The organism is Brevibacillus sp. HB1.4B (genome assembly GCF_013284285.1).
Classification (GTDB): domain Bacteria; phylum Bacillota; class Bacilli; order Brevibacillales; family Brevibacillaceae; genus Brevibacillus; species Brevibacillus porteri.
This window is the reverse complement of the sequence record NZ_JABSUT010000009.1, coordinates 82,057-97,065: the sequence shown is the minus strand read 5'-3', so window position 1 is coordinate 97,065 and position 15,009 is coordinate 82,057. Positions and strand designations below refer to the sequence as shown.

19 protein-coding genes are annotated in these 15,009 nt (G+C 48.0%); 15 read left to right on the top strand and 4 right to left on the bottom strand.

Going from position 1 to position 15,009, the window contains the following annotated elements; genetic code table 11:
- Positions 1-31: 31 nt before the first annotated feature.
- Positions 32-1,015: a zinc-dependent alcohol dehydrogenase family protein gene (locus tag HP398_RS21220; protein ID WP_173623564.1), complete on the bottom strand. Its 984-nt coding sequence runs from the start codon at positions 1,013-1,015 to the stop codon at positions 32-34.
- 416 nt (positions 1,016-1,431) lie between these two features.
- Entirely contained in the window at positions 1,432-1,641 is a 210-nt protein-coding gene (locus tag HP398_RS21215; RefSeq protein WP_069844813.1) for a CDGSH iron-sulfur domain-containing protein, read from the bottom strand.
- Between the two features lie 190 nt (positions 1,642-1,831).
- On the opposite strand from HP398_RS21215, the gene HP398_RS21210 reads away from it, so the two are divergent.
- Entirely contained in the window at positions 1,832-2,002 is a 171-nt protein-coding gene (locus HP398_RS21210) for a tryptophan RNA-binding attenuation protein (protein WP_106833229.1), read from the top strand.
- 89 nt (positions 2,003-2,091) lie between these two features.
- Here the strand turns inward: HP398_RS21210 and HP398_RS21205 are convergent, their stop codons facing one another.
- Both HP398_RS21205 and HP398_RS21200 read right to left on the bottom strand, forming a co-directional pair.
- On the bottom strand, positions 2,092-2,340 hold the full coding sequence (locus tag HP398_RS21205; protein ID WP_254476264.1) for a DoxX family protein: 249 nt from the start codon (positions 2,338-2,340) through the stop codon (positions 2,092-2,094).
- Between the two features lie 168 nt (positions 2,341-2,508).
- Complete coding sequence (locus tag HP398_RS21200; protein WP_173623563.1) at positions 2,509-3,036, bottom strand: isochorismatase family protein; 528 nt, start codon at positions 3,034-3,036, stop codon at positions 2,509-2,511.
- Positions 3,037-3,153: 117 nt separating this feature from the next.
- Here HP398_RS21200 and HP398_RS21195 point away from each other — a divergent pair, with 117 nt between their 5' ends.
- The 14 genes from HP398_RS21195 to HP398_RS21130 all read left to right on the top strand — a co-directional run bounded on the left by HP398_RS21195 (position 3,154) and on the right by HP398_RS21130 (position 14,997).
- The gene (locus HP398_RS21195) at positions 3,154-3,798 is read left to right on the top strand and encodes a hypothetical protein (RefSeq protein ID WP_173623562.1); all 645 of its coding nucleotides are present in this window, start codon (positions 3,154-3,156) and stop codon (positions 3,796-3,798) included.
- 104 nt (positions 3,799-3,902) lie between these two features.
- A complete protein-coding gene (locus HP398_RS21190; RefSeq protein ID WP_017249043.1) occupies positions 3,903-4,262 on the top strand; it encodes a YmaF family protein in 360 nt (119 codons plus the stop codon).
- Between the two features lie 130 nt (positions 4,263-4,392).
- Complete coding sequence (locus tag HP398_RS21185) at positions 4,393-5,094, top strand: YjjG family noncanonical pyrimidine nucleotidase (protein ID WP_017249042.1); 702 nt, start codon at positions 4,393-4,395, stop codon at positions 5,092-5,094.
- A gap of 73 nt (positions 5,095-5,167) precedes the next feature.
- On the top strand, positions 5,168-6,997 hold the full coding sequence (locus HP398_RS21180; protein WP_173623561.1) for a UbiD family decarboxylase: 1,830 nt from the start codon (positions 5,168-5,170) through the stop codon (positions 6,995-6,997).
- A gap of 190 nt (positions 6,998-7,187) precedes the next feature.
- Positions 7,188-9,158 (top strand): BglG family transcription antiterminator, encoded by a 1,971-nt coding sequence (locus HP398_RS21175; RefSeq protein ID WP_173623560.1) that lies wholly within the window; start codon positions 7,188-7,190, stop codon positions 9,156-9,158.
- A complete protein-coding gene (locus HP398_RS21170; RefSeq protein ID WP_173623559.1) occupies positions 9,118-10,263 on the top strand; it encodes an amidohydrolase/deacetylase family metallohydrolase in 1,146 nt (381 codons plus the stop codon). Before HP398_RS21175 ends, HP398_RS21170 begins: the two co-directional genes overlap by 41 nt.
- Positions 10,254-10,625, top strand: a complete 372-nt coding sequence (locus HP398_RS21165; protein ID WP_173623558.1) for a hypothetical protein — start codon at positions 10,254-10,256, stop codon at positions 10,623-10,625. Before HP398_RS21170 ends, HP398_RS21165 begins: the two co-directional genes overlap by 10 nt.
- Positions 10,626-10,657: 32 nt before the next feature.
- Positions 10,658-11,020 carry an SFCGS family glycine-rich protein gene (locus HP398_RS21160; RefSeq protein WP_069844824.1) on the top strand — a complete coding sequence of 121 codons (363 nt, stop codon included), beginning with the start codon at positions 10,658-10,660 and terminating at the stop codon, positions 11,018-11,020.
- Positions 11,021-11,023: 3 nt separating this feature from the next.
- Entirely contained in the window at positions 11,024-11,362 is a 339-nt protein-coding gene (locus tag HP398_RS21155; RefSeq protein ID WP_173623557.1) for a DUF4312 family protein, read from the top strand.
- Positions 11,363-11,383: 21 nt separating this feature from the next.
- Positions 11,384-12,172: a DUF4311 domain-containing protein gene (locus tag HP398_RS21150; RefSeq protein ID WP_017249035.1), complete on the top strand. Its 789-nt coding sequence runs from the start codon at positions 11,384-11,386 to the stop codon at positions 12,170-12,172.
- Positions 12,172-12,822 (top strand): DUF4310 family protein, encoded by a 651-nt coding sequence (locus HP398_RS21145; RefSeq protein WP_017249034.1) that lies wholly within the window; start codon positions 12,172-12,174, stop codon positions 12,820-12,822. Before HP398_RS21150 ends, HP398_RS21145 begins: the two co-directional genes overlap by 1 nt.
- Positions 12,823-12,862: 40 nt before the next feature.
- Positions 12,863-13,978, top strand: coding sequence for a DgaE family pyridoxal phosphate-dependent ammonia lyase (locus HP398_RS21140; protein ID WP_017249033.1), 1,116 nt, complete (start codon positions 12,863-12,865; stop codon positions 13,976-13,978).
- Between the two features lie 5 nt (positions 13,979-13,983).
- Entirely contained in the window at positions 13,984-14,706 is a 723-nt protein-coding gene (locus HP398_RS21135) for a KDGP aldolase (protein ID WP_173623556.1), read from the top strand.
- A 33-nt stretch (positions 14,707-14,739) separates the two neighbouring features.
- Positions 14,740-14,997, top strand: coding sequence for an HPr family phosphocarrier protein (locus tag HP398_RS21130; RefSeq protein ID WP_017249031.1), 258 nt, complete (start codon positions 14,740-14,742; stop codon positions 14,995-14,997).
- Positions 14,998-15,009: the final 12 nt, after the last annotated feature.

Below are 15,009 nucleotides of genomic sequence, written 5' to 3'. Positions count from 1 at the left end.
GCGACTTGTACATCCCATGTACTCTTTTCGATTACACCAAGATGATTTTCCCCGTACGCTGACGGCTCTCCGCAAACTGTACTGCCTCTCGAACATCTTGTAAAGCAAATCTCTCTCCAGGCTCTTCGAAAAGGAGCTTCCCATTCTGAACGAGCTCGATGACTTTCTCAAACGTTTCGTGCCAGGTAGACACGGAAACTCGTTGATTCCAGTGGCGCAATAAAAAAAGTTGGGGGAAAACGCCAAGCGCTTTCGAGATGATCGACCAATCCACTTGAACTCCCGATAAAAGACCTAACGATAAGAAAATCCCGCCGGCACGTGTAGACTTCGCCAGCTCTAAACCATCTGGGCCACCAATGGAATCAATAGACGCATGAGCACCTTGTCCATTCGTTACACTCATGATGGCATCATAAATAGACGCACGTGAACTGTCGATGACATGCCACGCCCCAAGTTGCATTAACTCCTCAGTATATCTTGCGTTTCGGACGATGGTGATCACCCTAAAACCGAACAGAGCGGATAGCTGAATAAACAAGCGACCAATGGCTGAGTTGGCGGCATTGACTAGCAATACCTGATCAGGAGACATTTGTAGTGTCTCGTTGCAAATGGCCCACGCAGTGATCGGGTTGATGTACAACCGACTAGCGATATCATCTTGGATCGAATCAGGAACCGCAATGGCTAGCTCGGCTGTCGTTTTTACATATTCTTGCCACGTACCCTCACCGCGCAAAGGCAGAACACGTTTACCGATAAGAGAGCGGGGAGCAAAAGGACCTGTATCCATAACGGTACCAACCCCCTCATACCCAGGAATGGCGGGAAGGTTGATGCGATGCTTGTAGGCACCACGAATCGGAATGACGTCAGAAGGATTAATAGGACGTGCGCTCATTTTCACCAAAATTTCATCTTGCTTCAGAGGTTCAATGAGCCGCTGTTCAACCTTCAATACTTGATGAGGTTCGCCAAATTGATCGTAACGTACTGTTTGTGCATACATGGTAGTGTACTCCTAACTTTGTCAGCCATAACCGAACGAAGGATAGCTCTTCGTCAATGCGTATGGGATCGGAATGTCTTTATCTTAGGTATAAGAAATAGACCCCGTCAATCAAAACGAGAATTTGGCTTGCGTAATGTTAGAGATTCAGGACAATCAAGATAAATAGGACCGCTCCTAAAAATGCCGTGATAGCTGCAGACATAAGTTATTGATTCGGGTTATGGATGACTTGTCGCAGTGTATTAAAAAAGCTGATGAGAAACAAAGCGACCATAAAACTTACGAAGTACAGCATGTAATCAAGACCTTTCCAACAGTATTCTTCAAAATTATACCAATATTTCAATGATGAAACAATTTGACATCATAAGCGATAAATAAGTGAAAAAAGAGCGCATCTGCGCTCTTTCAAATCATGCTTTTGCTCGTGGTGCACTTTCAAAGCCTACTTTTTTATGCGTGCCATCACAGAACGGTTTCTTCTCGGATTGACCGCATCTACAGAGTGAAAAAGATGAACCGACTTCATACTTGTCGCCTGCTCCATCCAGCAATTCAACTGCACCAGTCACACGAATTGATCCATTGTCGTTAATCTTGATGGTTACTTTTTCTTGATCCACATGTCATCCCTCCTTTTTTACTATCTTTACCTACTATGATTTCGAGCAGAAGGGTATGTGAAAAATAATTGTTTGACTACATAGGAAGAGCCAGCCATCGCGATAGTGAACTTGCTGGCAGAACATGACGAATTCGTGTTAAAATCAGGACAAGGTACGGTTATTTTTAGCAGGGAAAGGGTTTTGCATCATGACGATTTCAATGGATGACTTAGAGCAATCCTGCTGGGAATGCGAAGGCAAGGGGACTCTAGTGAATGAAAACAAGCAAGAGGAATCATGCCCCAAATGCCAAGGTAAGGGAGCGATTCTTACCGCACAAGGTCAGACCCTCTTACACTTTATAAAAAAGCATTTGTAAACGAACGAGCTTAAAGAAAAAGCGGGAGGCCGTCAGATCCTCACCTAGCTACGGGTGGGAACTGACGGCCTTTTTTGTGAGCAGTCGGATTAAATCGGAGTAGCGTTATTCGGCTGTTTTTTGCTACCACTCTGGCGACCGATAAGCAAGAAAACAAGGAGTAAGACAAACGGAATCGCTACCGTAGTCATATCACCGTGTAAAAGAAGAGTGATTGTAGCACCAAGCATAATCACTGCGAGCGTATAGGCGGCGTACCGCGCATACTTTTTCATCAGTAAGCCCAGCCCGCCGAGCACTTCGCCTAAACCGATCACAACCCTACGATCATTACCCATTTTGCAAAAATACGCAGACCTATCATACTGAAATCCTCCAATCGTTTCGTTGATGGATTCAGTATAAACCGCCCATTATGACATCTTTTGTCATATAGCAATGACTGAACGTTCTACAAAGGATCGTGTATCTGCGAGTCCTCGGATAACAGGTACGACCTGCTCACATCACTTGTATTTTTCAGTGTACTCGGTGTAGTTTACTACTTCAATGACACTTGACCAACGGAGAACGGTTCCGACAAACTGTTTAATGTCTAATCCTTGCATGCTGTATGATTCGGCGGTATTGGTTGTTCCAGTTGCGTCCTTAATGAACGTCACTTTATAGCCGCGATCATAGGCAGCGATCGCCGTAAACATACAACAAAATTCCGTCTCAAAACCAATGATAAAAAGATGATCGACTCCTAGCTTTTCTAAAGTCTGTGTGAGTTCAGTTTGGAAGAAAGAACTAGGGGTTTGCTTCTCAATGATGAAGTCGGAATAGTCTTTTAATGAAGGGTGTATTTCAGAACCGATAGAGCCTCTTTTCAGGGGACTTTCTTCTGCATCATCCACATGCTGGACAAAAATGACAGGACCATTGCTCTCTTTAAAATCTTTGATCACCTGTTCCATCAAAAAGAGTTCCTCTTTGTAATCCCCACAACTCACAATTCCGTTTTGCACATCAATCACTAAGAGTGCGTTCATTGTTTCACCTTCCTTCTACCATGTAGAGAGAGAATTCGGAAGGAAAGGGTGGACTTCCTGCAAGGGAAATACCATGAGATAATGAGGGGAAGGAAATAATAGGAAAGGTTGAGTGAGATGAGAATTTCATTTTCTTATGCATTCATTTTTGTCGCATTCATTCTCGTTACAGGATGTGGTTCAACGAATTCAAGTACTTCATCCGTGTTTTCCAATTTAGCCAAACAAGGCTCTTCTTCCACGAGTGAAGGTACAGAGGCAGTTGCGGAATCAGAAAATAATAATGACGATATGTACTTTTCGATGGCTGTACTCGCCTTACATGAAGGGAATGGCTTTGAAGCTGGAGAAGAATTTCCACCGGAATCCAAAGCGTTTTTGGCAAAGCATGCTCATCTGTTTCCGGCAACTGGGGACAAAGTGAAGGAAGCTCAGCAATTAGTCGATCAAAATGTGCAACCGAAACATATCAATAAAAACATTTCCAAGTATCATGCTTCGATGATTCAAGATAAAGGAACGGTGTTGAGCATCGAAGAAGAAGAAATACCGGAAATCGGGATGATTTCCGTCTTGCATGTCGTCAATGACGAGGAGGATAGCTACCAAGTTGTTTACCTAGGTGCATTAGATGTCTATGAAGATGATACGGTTGAATTTGTTGGGGTCCCAACCTTGCTCTCAGGTTTCGAAAATGTAAGTGGTGGATACACGAATTCGATCATCATGGCAGGGAGCTATGTAGGAAAAAGCGCGAATTAAGTTAGGGTAGTATGGATTTTCGTAGGAAACAAGCTATTGACCAGTTCGCCTCCTTGTCACACTGAATACAGTGATAGCAAGCCTGGGATGGAAGGATGAAAACAATGGCTAATAAAAAAAGATTAAAATGGAAGTTAAAAAGTAAACGTACAACAAGAATTCAGAGACATGTTCATGAGTTTTTAGGTAGCACGCAGCTTGCAGAAGAAGGAGCAGATCGACACAATCACCGTTTTGCTGGCGTCACTGGTCAAGCAATCCCCAGAGGAAAAAGCCACGTTCATGTCATTCGGTCCAATACAGACTTCTTCACTCATCTCCATCGCGTGCGAATTGTAACTGGACCCGCAATTCCGGTTGGAAATGGAAAACATGTTCATTTCGTAAGTGGGAGGACCACGTTTAACGACGGACATGTCCATCGGTTCAAATTCGCCACGTTGATCCAGAAGCCGCTCCTCTAATAAATCTCGCACAGCCTCGAATGATACAGTTCGAGGCTTTTTGTATGCAGGTTGGCCTTCTGTTTTTGATATGATAGAAAGGTGTTAGTTTGTACGAATACTTGATCAGTAAAGATTTATGGAGGTTACCATGCGCTATCAAGTCATATTATTCGATGTAGATGATACACTTCTCGACTTCAAAACGACAGAAGAAAATGCTTTGCAAAAGACGTTTTCTCAGTTTGGACTCGCTACGGGATCGTCTGATTATGGAGTGACTTACAAAGAGATCAGTAAAGGATTGTGGGAGGATTTAGAAAAGGGGCGAATCACTCTAGCAGAGCTGGGTGTAGAGAGATTTCGAAGACTTTTCAAAGCTGTTCAGCTAGACGTCGATGCAGAGGCGTTCGGCAGCGCCTATCTCGAATCCTTGGGCAAAGAAGTGCATTTGGTACCGGGAGCGGTTGAATTGTGCAACAGTTTGGAGGATTGCCGCTTGGCGATCATTACGAATGGGTTCGCCTCTGTGCAAACGGCAAGAATTGCCGCTTCACCGCTTAGCAACTCTTTTGAGCACCTGATTATTTCCGAAGAGGTCGGCTATAAGAAGCCGGATCGGGAAATTTTTGAATACGCGTACTCCAAACTGCAATGGACGGAGAAGGCGAACGTATTGATGGTGGGAGATTCGTTGACCTCTGATATACAAGGGGGAGCCCTTTACGGGATCGATACATGCTGGTTCAACCCTCTGGGCAAGGAAAATCAGACGAGCATTCAGCCAACCTACGAAATCAGAGAACTGAGCGAGCTTCAAGAAATTGTGCGGAAGGGTAACGTGAATTTGTAGGATCTTTCCTGTATGATGAGAAGGTATTGATCTACAGGTAAATCTAGAATCTAGTGATTGGAGCCCTATAGATATGTATCAGAATTTAGAAGAGTGCATCCTTGACTTGGAAAGGCACGGACATTTGGTCCGTATTCGCGAAGAAGTAGATCCCTATCTAGAAATGGCCGCGATTCACTTGAAGGTGTACGAAGCTGGCGGGCCAGCCTTACTGTTTGAAAACGTAAAAGGCTCAAAGTTTCGTGCGGTATCCAATCTTTTTGGCACAATTGAGCGCAGCAAGTTTATTTTCAGAAGCACCTGGCAAGCCGCTGAAAATATAATCGCTATGCGCAATGATCCGATGAAAGCGCTAAAGCAGCCATTTAAAAATATCGAAAACGGCTTTGCTGCTCTAAAGGCTTTGCCTGCAAAAAAATCGACTAGCATGCCGGTAACCGCACAGGAAATCAGCATAACAGACTTGCCACTTATCCAAAGCTGGCCGATGGATGGTGGAGCTTTTGTCACGTTGCCCCAAATCTATTCGGAAGATCCGGACAAGCCTGGAATCATGAATTCCAATTTGGGGATGTACCGTGTGCAGTTGACTGGTAATGAATATGAGGTAAACAAAGAAATTGGCTTGCACTATCAAATCCATCGTGGAATTGGTGTCCACCAAGCCAAAGCGACCAAAATGGGGATGCCGCTGAAAGTAAGTTGTTTCGTTGGCGGTCCGCCTGCCCATACTTTATCGGCTGTCATGCCGTTGCCAGAAGGCTTGAGCGAAATTACTTTTGCCGGTTTGCTTTCTGGGCGTCGTTTTCACTACAGCTATATCGATGGTTACTGCATAAGCAATGATGCGGATTTTGTAATCACGGGAGATATTTATCCTGGAGATACGAAACCAGAAGGACCATTCGGCGACCATTTGGGCTATTACAGTCTGATCCATCCATTCCCTGTGATGAAGGTAAAGAAAGTGTACGCCAAGCCGAATGCGATCTGGCCATTCACAGTTGTGGGCCGTCCGCCACAAGAAGATACGTCATTTGGTCAACTGATTCACGAGTTAACGGGCGATGCGATCAAGCAAGAAATCCCAGGTGTAAAAGAAGTTCATGCTGTAGATGCTGCCGGTGTGCATCCGCTGCTGTTTGCCATCGGAAGCGAGCGATATACGCCTTATCAGCAAGTCAAACAGCCGACGGAGATGCTCACCATTGCCAACCGCATTTTAGGAACTGGCCAATTGAGCTTGGCCAAGTATTTATTCATTACCGCAGAAGAAAATCGACCATTGACGACGCATGATGAAGTCGATTTTATGACCTATATTTTGGAGAGAATCGATCTGCATCGCGATGTTCATTTTTATACAAACACGACCATTGATACGTTGGATTATTCGGGAACAGGCTTAAACAGCGGCAGTAAGGTTGTCCTCGCTGCTTACGGCGATCAAAAACGAGAGCTGTGCAAAGAGGTGCCGGATGAGCTGAAGGATTTGCGAGAGTTTGAGAATGCCCGCTTGATTATGCCAGGTGTGGTGTCGATCCAAGGTCCTGCTTTTACCGATTACGCGAGCGCCCAGCAGCAATTACAGAATCTGTGTGACGCGATTCAAGCGAGAGGTCCGATCCCGTCTTGCCCGATGATCATCCTTTGTGACGACAGTACATTCATGAGCACGTCTCTTCAAAACTTCCTGTGGGCAACCTTTACACGCAGTAATCCATCCCACGACATTTACGGCGTGAACAGCTACTACGAGAACAAGCATTGGGGTTGTGATAATCTGATTATCGATGCACGTACCAAGCCCCATCAAGCACCGCCATTGGTACCCGATCCAACTGTCGAGAAAAATATCGAACGACTGTTTGTCAAAGGTGCGAGCTTGGGTGGAATCCTGTAAGTGAGCTCATTTTAAAAGTAGAGGTCCGTAACCTTTCGTTGCGGGCTTTTTCTATGCGCTGTCGAATCGAACTGATAATTGCAAAAATTGCACGATTGATGGGGAAAGGAATCGTTCTTTACCACTGAGAAAGCGTTTTCTATAATGAATCTCAAGCAAGGACACAGCTTTTTATGGAAAGGAGAAAGGAATGGTCTTCTTAACCACACGTTCCCATGCATTACTGAAGGTGATACTCGACAGCTACTATCCGCTGAAAATTAAGGACGTCGCGCGCGATTTCCAGGTAAGCGAACGCACCGTCAAGTACGACCTGGATAACGTCAGGCAATGGCTAAAGGAACGAAATGTCATCCTCCATTCTCAACCGAATAAAGGGCTGTGGATAACGGAAGAGCAAGAGCATCGAAATGCTTTGAAGGAAAATTTGCAAAGGGATGACAGCAAGACACTCATTCTGCCGCAAAAGGATCGGGTCAAGCATTTTTTGTTCATTCTTCTGCTGTCAGAAGGGTATCAGCGGATGAACGATTTGGCCGACCATATGGGAGTCAGTCGCAATACTGTCGTGGCCGATGTCAAGGACGCGGAAAAGCTGCTCGATGGCTGGCGTCTCGAGCTCGTCACGAAGCCAAGGTACGGTGTACGTGTGGACGGGAGTGAGCGGCACAAGCGGTATGCTCTCGAAAACTTGATTCACGATCTGCTGGATGGAATCGACATGTATCGGATGGTACAGGGAATGCTTTTAGAGTATGGACAAGAAGCGCGAACAGGTCCGTTATTGGAGAAATGGCTGATCAGTCGGACAGAGTTAGGGGAGATCATTCACAGCATCAAAGCATGGATGAATGCTGCTGCGGAGACGCTGGCAGACCGAGTGTTGATTAGTTTACTGATTCGCTTATGCATTGTCGTCCATCGTGTACAAAGGGGCCAAATGGTCAATGCGGATGATGCCGAGATGGGAGAAGCGAGGCATTGGAGCGGGTACGAGCTGTTTTCACACGAGGTTCGAGCATTCTGCCAGCGATTGAACGTCGATATTCCCGAACACGAGATTGCGTATGCGTGCCTTCCGCTACTAGGGACTGAACAGGTGCCAAGAGAAGCGCGTGCAGGTAGGATCGTTTTGGACGTTTTCCAGGCAACCAAGGAGCTGACAGAAGCGGTTAGCAGTCGGATGTTGGCACCGTTGTACGAGGATCAGGAGCTGGTCAGACTGCTTTTTGCTCATCTGGATGATAGCTTGAACCGTTATCGTCAGGGAGTTCTTTTTGCGAATCCACTGACGGAGGAGATTCGCCGTTCCTACGCACGCATGTTTGATGCAGTCAAACGCTCTTGCGAAGAAGTATTTTGGCATCGGGGGGTCTATTGGCTTGATGCAGACATTGCTTACTTTGTCCTGCATTTCCAAGCAGGTTATGATCGCTGGCTGGAGCAGAAAAAGGCAGATGCGCTTGTCGTTTGCGGAACAGGCAGAGGGACTTCGCGGTTTTTGAAAACGTATCTGGAAAGCGAATTGCGTTCACTTCGGGTCGTAGGTCTGTGTTCCAGCACAGAGGTAGAGAAGTATTTGGCGAGTCGTCGCGTGGATGTCATCATCAGTGTCCTGCCGATCAAAGCCGAGGTGCCTGTTGTGATTGTCAGTCCTCTTCCAACACGCCAAGATATCAACCAGATTCAGAACTGTCTGGAAGCTTTGCAAGTGGCGGAAGGAAATCGACAACAGGCTGTGAATGCTCGCAAGGAAGCTTGGTTCCCAACACTGACTACTGATCTCAATCCGTCAGATTTGCCGGTGGTGGAGAGATTGTCCCAGGAAGTTATCTGCAAAGGGTATGAGATCAGTCAAAAAATCGTGACTGCTTTTCGGGAGTACGTAACGGAACAAATGGCAAGCGGACTGACGCTGCACCTGCTGTTGATGGTGAATCGACTGGCTTTTGGCTCACCCTATCAGGAGGAGTGGGAATCGGCGACTGAGGCAGAATCGAGAGAATGGAAGGCATGGCGTGAAAAGCTGAACCAATTGTTGGCTGAGGCAAACCTCCAAGTTCCGCCTAGTGAAGTGACGGCCATTATGCGCTATTTTTTAGGAAAGGGGACGGTAGAGAGTGAAAGTGGATCTACTCATACGCAACGGACAGGTCATTGATCCTTCGCAGAATGTGAACGGGCACTATGATCTTGCTATTCGGGAAGGGCGGATCGTTGGGTTGTATGAGAAAGGGAAGACAACCGATGACCAAGGGATGAATCTGGAAAGCAAGGAGACGATCGATGCAGAGGGATATGTGGTGACCCCCGGTCTGATCGATCTGCACGCTCACGTTTTTCCGACAAAGACGAGTTTGGGCGTAGTCGCGGATCGGGTCGGCGTCGAGCAAGGAGTGACAACCGTAGTAGATGCTGGCAGTGTCGGGCTATGGTCGTTTGATGCTTTTCTTGAAGAAGCAGTGTATCCTTCTGTTACTCGTGTTCTGGCATTTCTGAACATTTCAGGGGATGGTTTGTGCACAGGCGGCGGGGAGCTCGCAGACATGTCGCGGTTAACCCCGAAAGAAGCGGCAGCCCTCATACGAGAACAGCCGATACTACGAGGGATAAAAGCCCGCATGAGCGGTTCTGTCGTCAAGCAAAACGGGATCCATCCCTTGCTCGTAGCCAAGGAAGCCGCAAGGGAAGCGGGCGTTCCCATGATGGTGCACATCGGAAACGCTCCGCCAAAACTCACGGAAATATTGCCTCTGCTAGACCGAGGAGACGTGGTGACACATGCGTTTCACGGAAAAAAAGGAGGGATGTTCGACGAACGAGGCGAGTTGATTCCAGAGGCGCAAGACGCGTTGGAGCGGGGAGTCTTACTCGACATCGGGCACGGCGAAGCGAGCTTCAGCTTCCAAACACTGCGTCATGCGCAGGCCCAAGGTATTATGCCACATGTCATTAGCACGGATGTTCACCAGCGCAACATCGATGGTCCTGTGCACAGCTTGACGCACACACTTACGAAGTTTCTCGCTATGGGCTACTCGCTCGACGATGTGATTGCGGCGAGTACGCTAGGTCCAGCACGAATTCTCGGGCTGGAAAACGAGATCGGAACGTTGAAAATAGGGGCATGCGCGGACGTATCCATTTTGCAGATCAAAAAAGAGCCGACAATTTTGACGGACAGTGAACAAGAAACGTTGGAGACAAAGGAAAGAATAGTGGCTTATCAAGCGATTACTTCGGGAAAGGTACTGACATGCAAATGATTGATGACATTCTCAAGGAACTGGCTGAGACAAAATCGGATTATTTATCTGAAATTTCTGAATCAAAACAGATTCTCCAAAAAATAGAGGAGGAGTTTCGCCTCATGGAGATTCATATACCGCGAGATCGCTGGCTAGCTATCGGAGCTCATGTACTGGCATTTGTACGACGGATGACAAACGGTGAAAAGCTGCCCGTGATTGAAGCGGAGTTGTTCGCCGAAATTCATCCCGATATGGTTACACTCTCACACAAAGTCCTCTCAGAAGAAAAAAGTGCGTGGCAGGCAGATGATACTGAAGCGTTTCTGTTGGCTGTTCATTTTGAAGCCATTCGTGCCATGCAGATGGGGCCAACGTAAATCATCGCTGTGAATAAAAGGAGGGTATGTATATGTCTAAGGTAAAAATCGTAATTGGTGATCGTCTCGGAAAAGGACAGAACATCGCAAAAGGAATCGAAGCTGCTGGCGGGACCGCGATCGTCATTCCAGGTGTTGGCGCTGATATGAAGGTAGGAGATGTCATGGTCAGTGAGAGTGCAGATCTCGGGCTTTCCTTTTGCGGAAGTGGTGGGGCTGGGGCACTGACTGCCAAGACCAAGTATGGTTTTCCAGTCGAGTACGGCTTGCGCTCAGTCGATGCTGGTATTACTGCCTTGCGTAGCGGCAAAAAAGTGATTGGTTTTGGCTTCATGGATATAGAAGAGCTGGGCAGACGCATGGTGGAAGAATATATCAAGCTGGGAGGGAAGTAATCCATGTACACGGAGACGACGCTGACCTTGCGATTATCCGGCAGTGGCGATACGAAAGAAGGAGCCTTCAACAAGATTTTTTCCCAAATCAAGCATGTAGTGGCGAGACAGACGAGTGATTTGGTCGTGCGAATCGAACCAGTAGGAGTTTCCATTGTGTCTGCGACAGAAACAGTGAAGCATGAGCGGTTTTTTGGATTGTTCTTTCCACGCAAACGAACGCGGTATGACATCACTGTAGATATTCAAGTGAGGCTGGGACTGGTCCAGGTAGAAAACATAACGTTTCAGCAGCAGACCGAGCAGACTGCGGGTATGGGGCAGTTGGTTCGTCAGCGATAGAAGCAGACAGGGGGTAGGTTCATGGTTACTTTGATGATTGTGTTGAAGTCGATCGTCATCGGGGCATTGGTCGGCTTCGGTGTTGGTGCGGGGGCGGCGAGGATGTTCCATGCACCCAATGTCCAAGGGATGGGAGCCTTCCGGACTTTTGGAGAGCTGAACGCATGTGCGGGCGATCCCATTTCCCACTTTTCATTTGGACTTGGCTTTTTGTTCAACTCATGGGCGTCTGTTGTCGGTGCCGGTGCTTTGACGCAAGATGTGGATCATCGCGTCATCCCGAACTGGGCAGCGGCTGTGCTGCTCTGGCGTAACAAGAATGTGGCAGAGACGTTGCACAATCCAAAGCAAATGGCGATTGCCGGGGCGGCGGTTGGTGTCGTTGTGGTCACACTTTTGAATTCTACAGCAACAGCGATTCCCGAATCGATGCAGCTCGTCGCGACAAAGGTACTGGTTCCTGCTGCGAACTGGTTGATCAACCCGATCATGCCGATTGTGTTCTGGATGGCGGCGATGGATGCAGGCAAACGGACAGGGATTTGGGGAACGGTCTTGGGCGGTTTATCGCATTTGGTCATGGGCAATGCGGTGCCTGGAATCGTCTTGGGTATATTGATCGGTAAAGGCTTGGATGACAGTGGTTGGAACAAAATTACGAAATCCATGTTTATTGCAGTCATTCTCTTGTTTGTATTCAGTGGCTTCTTCCGCGGTTTTGACGTCGCGCTCTTGAAGAGCATGTATGTAGAAATTCCACAGTGGTTGATAGAGCTTCACGAAACATTCGGATCGGTGGTGAAAAAGTAATGGGTGAATTGCAGGCAAAAGGGTTTTGGTATTCAGAATGGGCATTTCCCCTCTTTGTGGCGTGTTTGTCTTCAGGCATCTTTGCAGGTACTCATCTTTACTATGTGTATCATGTCGGGGCCTTTAACGATATCGCCATCGTTGCGATGCTGGAGGCAGGGATCAAGGGTGGCGGATACGGGGCGGCTGCTGCGTTTGGTGCGAGCTTTTTGTTCGCCCGCGTTTTGGAGGGACCGCTGGTTGGAATTCTCGATATTGGCGGCTCGTTGCAAACAGGTATCGGGATTGGCGTTCCAGCATTGATGTTGGGAGCAGGCTTTACAGCTCCGTTGACTTCTTTTCCTTTGGCGCTGGCGACAGGTGCACTCTTGGGCTTCATCATTGGTACCGTGATTATTTTGATTCGGAAGTACACGATCAACGCATCGAACTCCACTTTTGGTGCGGATGTCATGATGGGAGCCGGAAATGCAGCAGGTCGTTACTTAGGTCCATTGATTGTCATTTCGGCGATTATGGCTTCGATTCCAGTTGGACTCGGCGCAACAGCAGGTGCAGCGATTTTTTACTATTACAACAAACCGATTGCGGGTGGTGCGATTATCGGAGCCATGATCCTTGGAGCCATTTTCCCGATCCCGACACAATGACGGAAGAGCGAAGAGTTTTCACAGGAAGGATGGGCAAACCATGGGAATCTATCAGCAGCTAGGGTTGAAGCAAGTCATTAACGCAAGCGGTAAGATGACGGCACTGGGTGCAAGTGCCGTCCATCCTTCTATCGCACAGGCCATGGGAGAAGCGGCCATGGATTATGTAGAAATTAGCGAGCTGATGATTGTGGCAGGTCGTCATATCGCAGAGGCGACCGGAGCAGAAGACGGTTGTCCTACCTCGGGAGCAGCTGCAGGCATTGCCATTAGTGTAGCGGCAGTCATAGCCGGTTGCCATCTGAGTTTGATCGAACGGCTTCCTCTTTCCGACGGGTTGAATAACAAGATCATTATCCAAAAAGGACACGCGGTGCACTTCGGTGCTTCCATTCAACAGATGATTGCACTGGGCGGTGGGAAAGTCGTAGAGGTCGGGCATGCCAATCACGTAGAAGAAGACCATTTGCGAGAAGCCATTGATGATCAGACCGCTGCGCTGCTCTATGTCAAATCTCATCATGCGATTCAAAAAGGGATGCAGTCGCTAGACACGATGCTTCAACTCGGTCGGGAGTTTGGAATTCCGGTAATCGTAGACGCAGCGGCGGAGGAGGATCTGCGGCGCTATGTAGCGATGGGTGCCGATCTGGTCATCTACAGTGGCGGAAAAGCAATCGGCGGGCCAACGTCTGGGTTTATCACAGGTCGTGCCGATCTGGTGGCTGCATGTCGCGCGCAATATAAAGGCATCGGTCGTGCCATGAAGGTAGGAAAGGAAGCCATTGCGGGTTTACTTGCAGCGATTGGACAATATCACCCCGAAAAGCAAAATGTTCCCGAGCAGCGTAGGCGAGTAGAGTGGCTGGCAGGGGAACTGAACAGCTTGCCTGGTGTGAAAGCAGTGATCGCACAGGATGAGGCAGGTCGGGCGATCTATCGCGTGCAAGTTCAGCTTGACGAACGAGTGACGGGAATGACTGCTCGGGAGCTTACACGCCAACTGGAGCAAGGAAATCCAGCTATTTTTACCCGCAACCATTATGTGAATACGGGTATGATTGCCTTTGATCCACGACCGTTTCACCAGGGGCAAGAGCACATCATCGCAGCGCGAATGAAGGAACTGCTGCTAAAACAGAGAGAAGGAGAATAACAAAAGTGGGCACACCGAAAATTCGTTTAAACGTTTTGGCAAGGGATGTAGAAAACGCAAAACAAATATGTTCCGTGGCTGATGGCCGCGCTCTTATCGGAATCTTAGTCAAAGGATTTGCGTCCGTAGAAGCAGCAATAACCGCAGTTGAACAATATCAGCAAGCAGGTGTACCAGTGTCTGTAGGGCTGGGCGCAGGTGATCCTACTCAATGGAAAAAGGTCGCTGAAGTCGCGGTGCAGACACAGCCAGATCACGTCAATCAGGTATTTCCGGCAGCAGGCTATACGCTCGGGGGGCTACAGGCAGTCGGCAACTCGCATACCATCGTGAATGCATTGATTGCCCCCGGCGGACAACCAGGAAAGGTTCAAGTCACCACAGGACCAATGAGCAACAAAGTGTCTGAATGGCTCTCTTGCGATGCAGCCGCCGCGATGTTGGCGGAGATTGGCGTACACTCGGTCAAATTTTATCCAGTTGACGGGCTGGAGAGGCTCAATGAAATCAAAGCGATGGCAGAAGCAGCCGTACGTTACGGGATTCCCGTTTTTGAGCCGACTGGCGGGATCGATGCAGCTTCGATTCGTCCGATTGTGGAGGTATGCCTTGCCGCAGGTGCAAAGCAGGTCATTCCTCACATTTATACATCGATCGTCGACAAGGAAACGGGATTGACTCGTTTGGATCAGGTAGAAGAACTGCTGACTGCTATAGAAGGCCTGTAGCAATTTTACGAGAAAGGGGTAGGAGTGAATCAGATGAGAGAGAGACAGGTCATCGTCGGGTTGGCACAGGGATTACACGCGCGTCCGGCTACTTTGTTTGTGAAAGTGGCAGCTTCCTTTTCCAGTGAAATCGGATTGAACAAGGATGAGAAGAAGGTGAATGCCAAGAGTATTATCGGCGTCATGTCCCTTGCTGTTTCAAAAGGACAGTCGGTCGTCTTGACTGCGGATGGTGCAGACGCGGAACAGGCGCTGGATGCGTTGGAGCGCGTTTTGGTTAGTGTGGAGTAAAGGGATGCGTGA

Bases quoted from the DNA above. Each gene is read 5' to 3' on its own strand.
- HP398_RS21185 (WP_017249042.1), top strand. From the start codon at position 4,393: ATGCGCTATCAAGTCATATTATTCGATGTAGATGATACACTTCTCGAC.
- HP398_RS21210 (WP_106833229.1), top strand. From the start codon at position 1,832: ATGACGATTTCAATGGATGACTTAGAGCAATCCTGCTGGGAATGCGAA.
- HP398_RS21205 (WP_254476264.1), bottom strand. From the start codon at position 2,340: ATGGGTAATGATCGTAGGGTTGTGATCGGTTTAGGCGAAGTGCTCGGC.
- HP398_RS21150 (WP_017249035.1), top strand. From the start codon at position 11,384: ATGGTTACTTTGATGATTGTGTTGAAGTCGATCGTCATCGGGGCATTG.
- HP398_RS21160 (WP_069844824.1), top strand. From the start codon at position 10,658: ATGTCTAAGGTAAAAATCGTAATTGGTGATCGTCTCGGAAAAGGACAG.
- HP398_RS21145 (WP_017249034.1), top strand. From the start codon at position 12,172: ATGGGTGAATTGCAGGCAAAAGGGTTTTGGTATTCAGAATGGGCATTT.
- HP398_RS21180 (WP_173623561.1), top strand. From the start codon at position 5,168: ATGTATCAGAATTTAGAAGAGTGCATCCTTGACTTGGAAAGGCACGGA.
- HP398_RS21200 (WP_173623563.1), bottom strand. From the start codon at position 3,036: ATGAACGCACTCTTAGTGATTGATGTGCAAAACGGAATTGTGAGTTGT.
- HP398_RS21195 (WP_173623562.1), top strand. From the start codon at position 3,154: ATGAGAATTTCATTTTCTTATGCATTCATTTTTGTCGCATTCATTCTC.
- HP398_RS21220 (WP_173623564.1), bottom strand. From the start codon at position 1,015: ATGTATGCACAAACAGTACGTTACGATCAATTTGGCGAACCTCATCAA.
- HP398_RS21130 (WP_017249031.1), top strand. From the start codon at position 14,740: ATGAGAGAGAGACAGGTCATCGTCGGGTTGGCACAGGGATTACACGCG.
- HP398_RS21155 (WP_173623557.1), top strand. From the start codon at position 11,024: ATGTACACGGAGACGACGCTGACCTTGCGATTATCCGGCAGTGGCGAT.
- HP398_RS21140 (WP_017249033.1), top strand. From the start codon at position 12,863: ATGGGAATCTATCAGCAGCTAGGGTTGAAGCAAGTCATTAACGCAAGC.
- HP398_RS21175 (WP_173623560.1), top strand. From the start codon at position 7,188: ATGGTCTTCTTAACCACACGTTCCCATGCATTACTGAAGGTGATACTC.
- HP398_RS21190 (WP_017249043.1), top strand. From the start codon at position 3,903: ATGGCTAATAAAAAAAGATTAAAATGGAAGTTAAAAAGTAAACGTACA.
- HP398_RS21165 (WP_173623558.1), top strand. From the start codon at position 10,254: ATGCAAATGATTGATGACATTCTCAAGGAACTGGCTGAGACAAAATCG.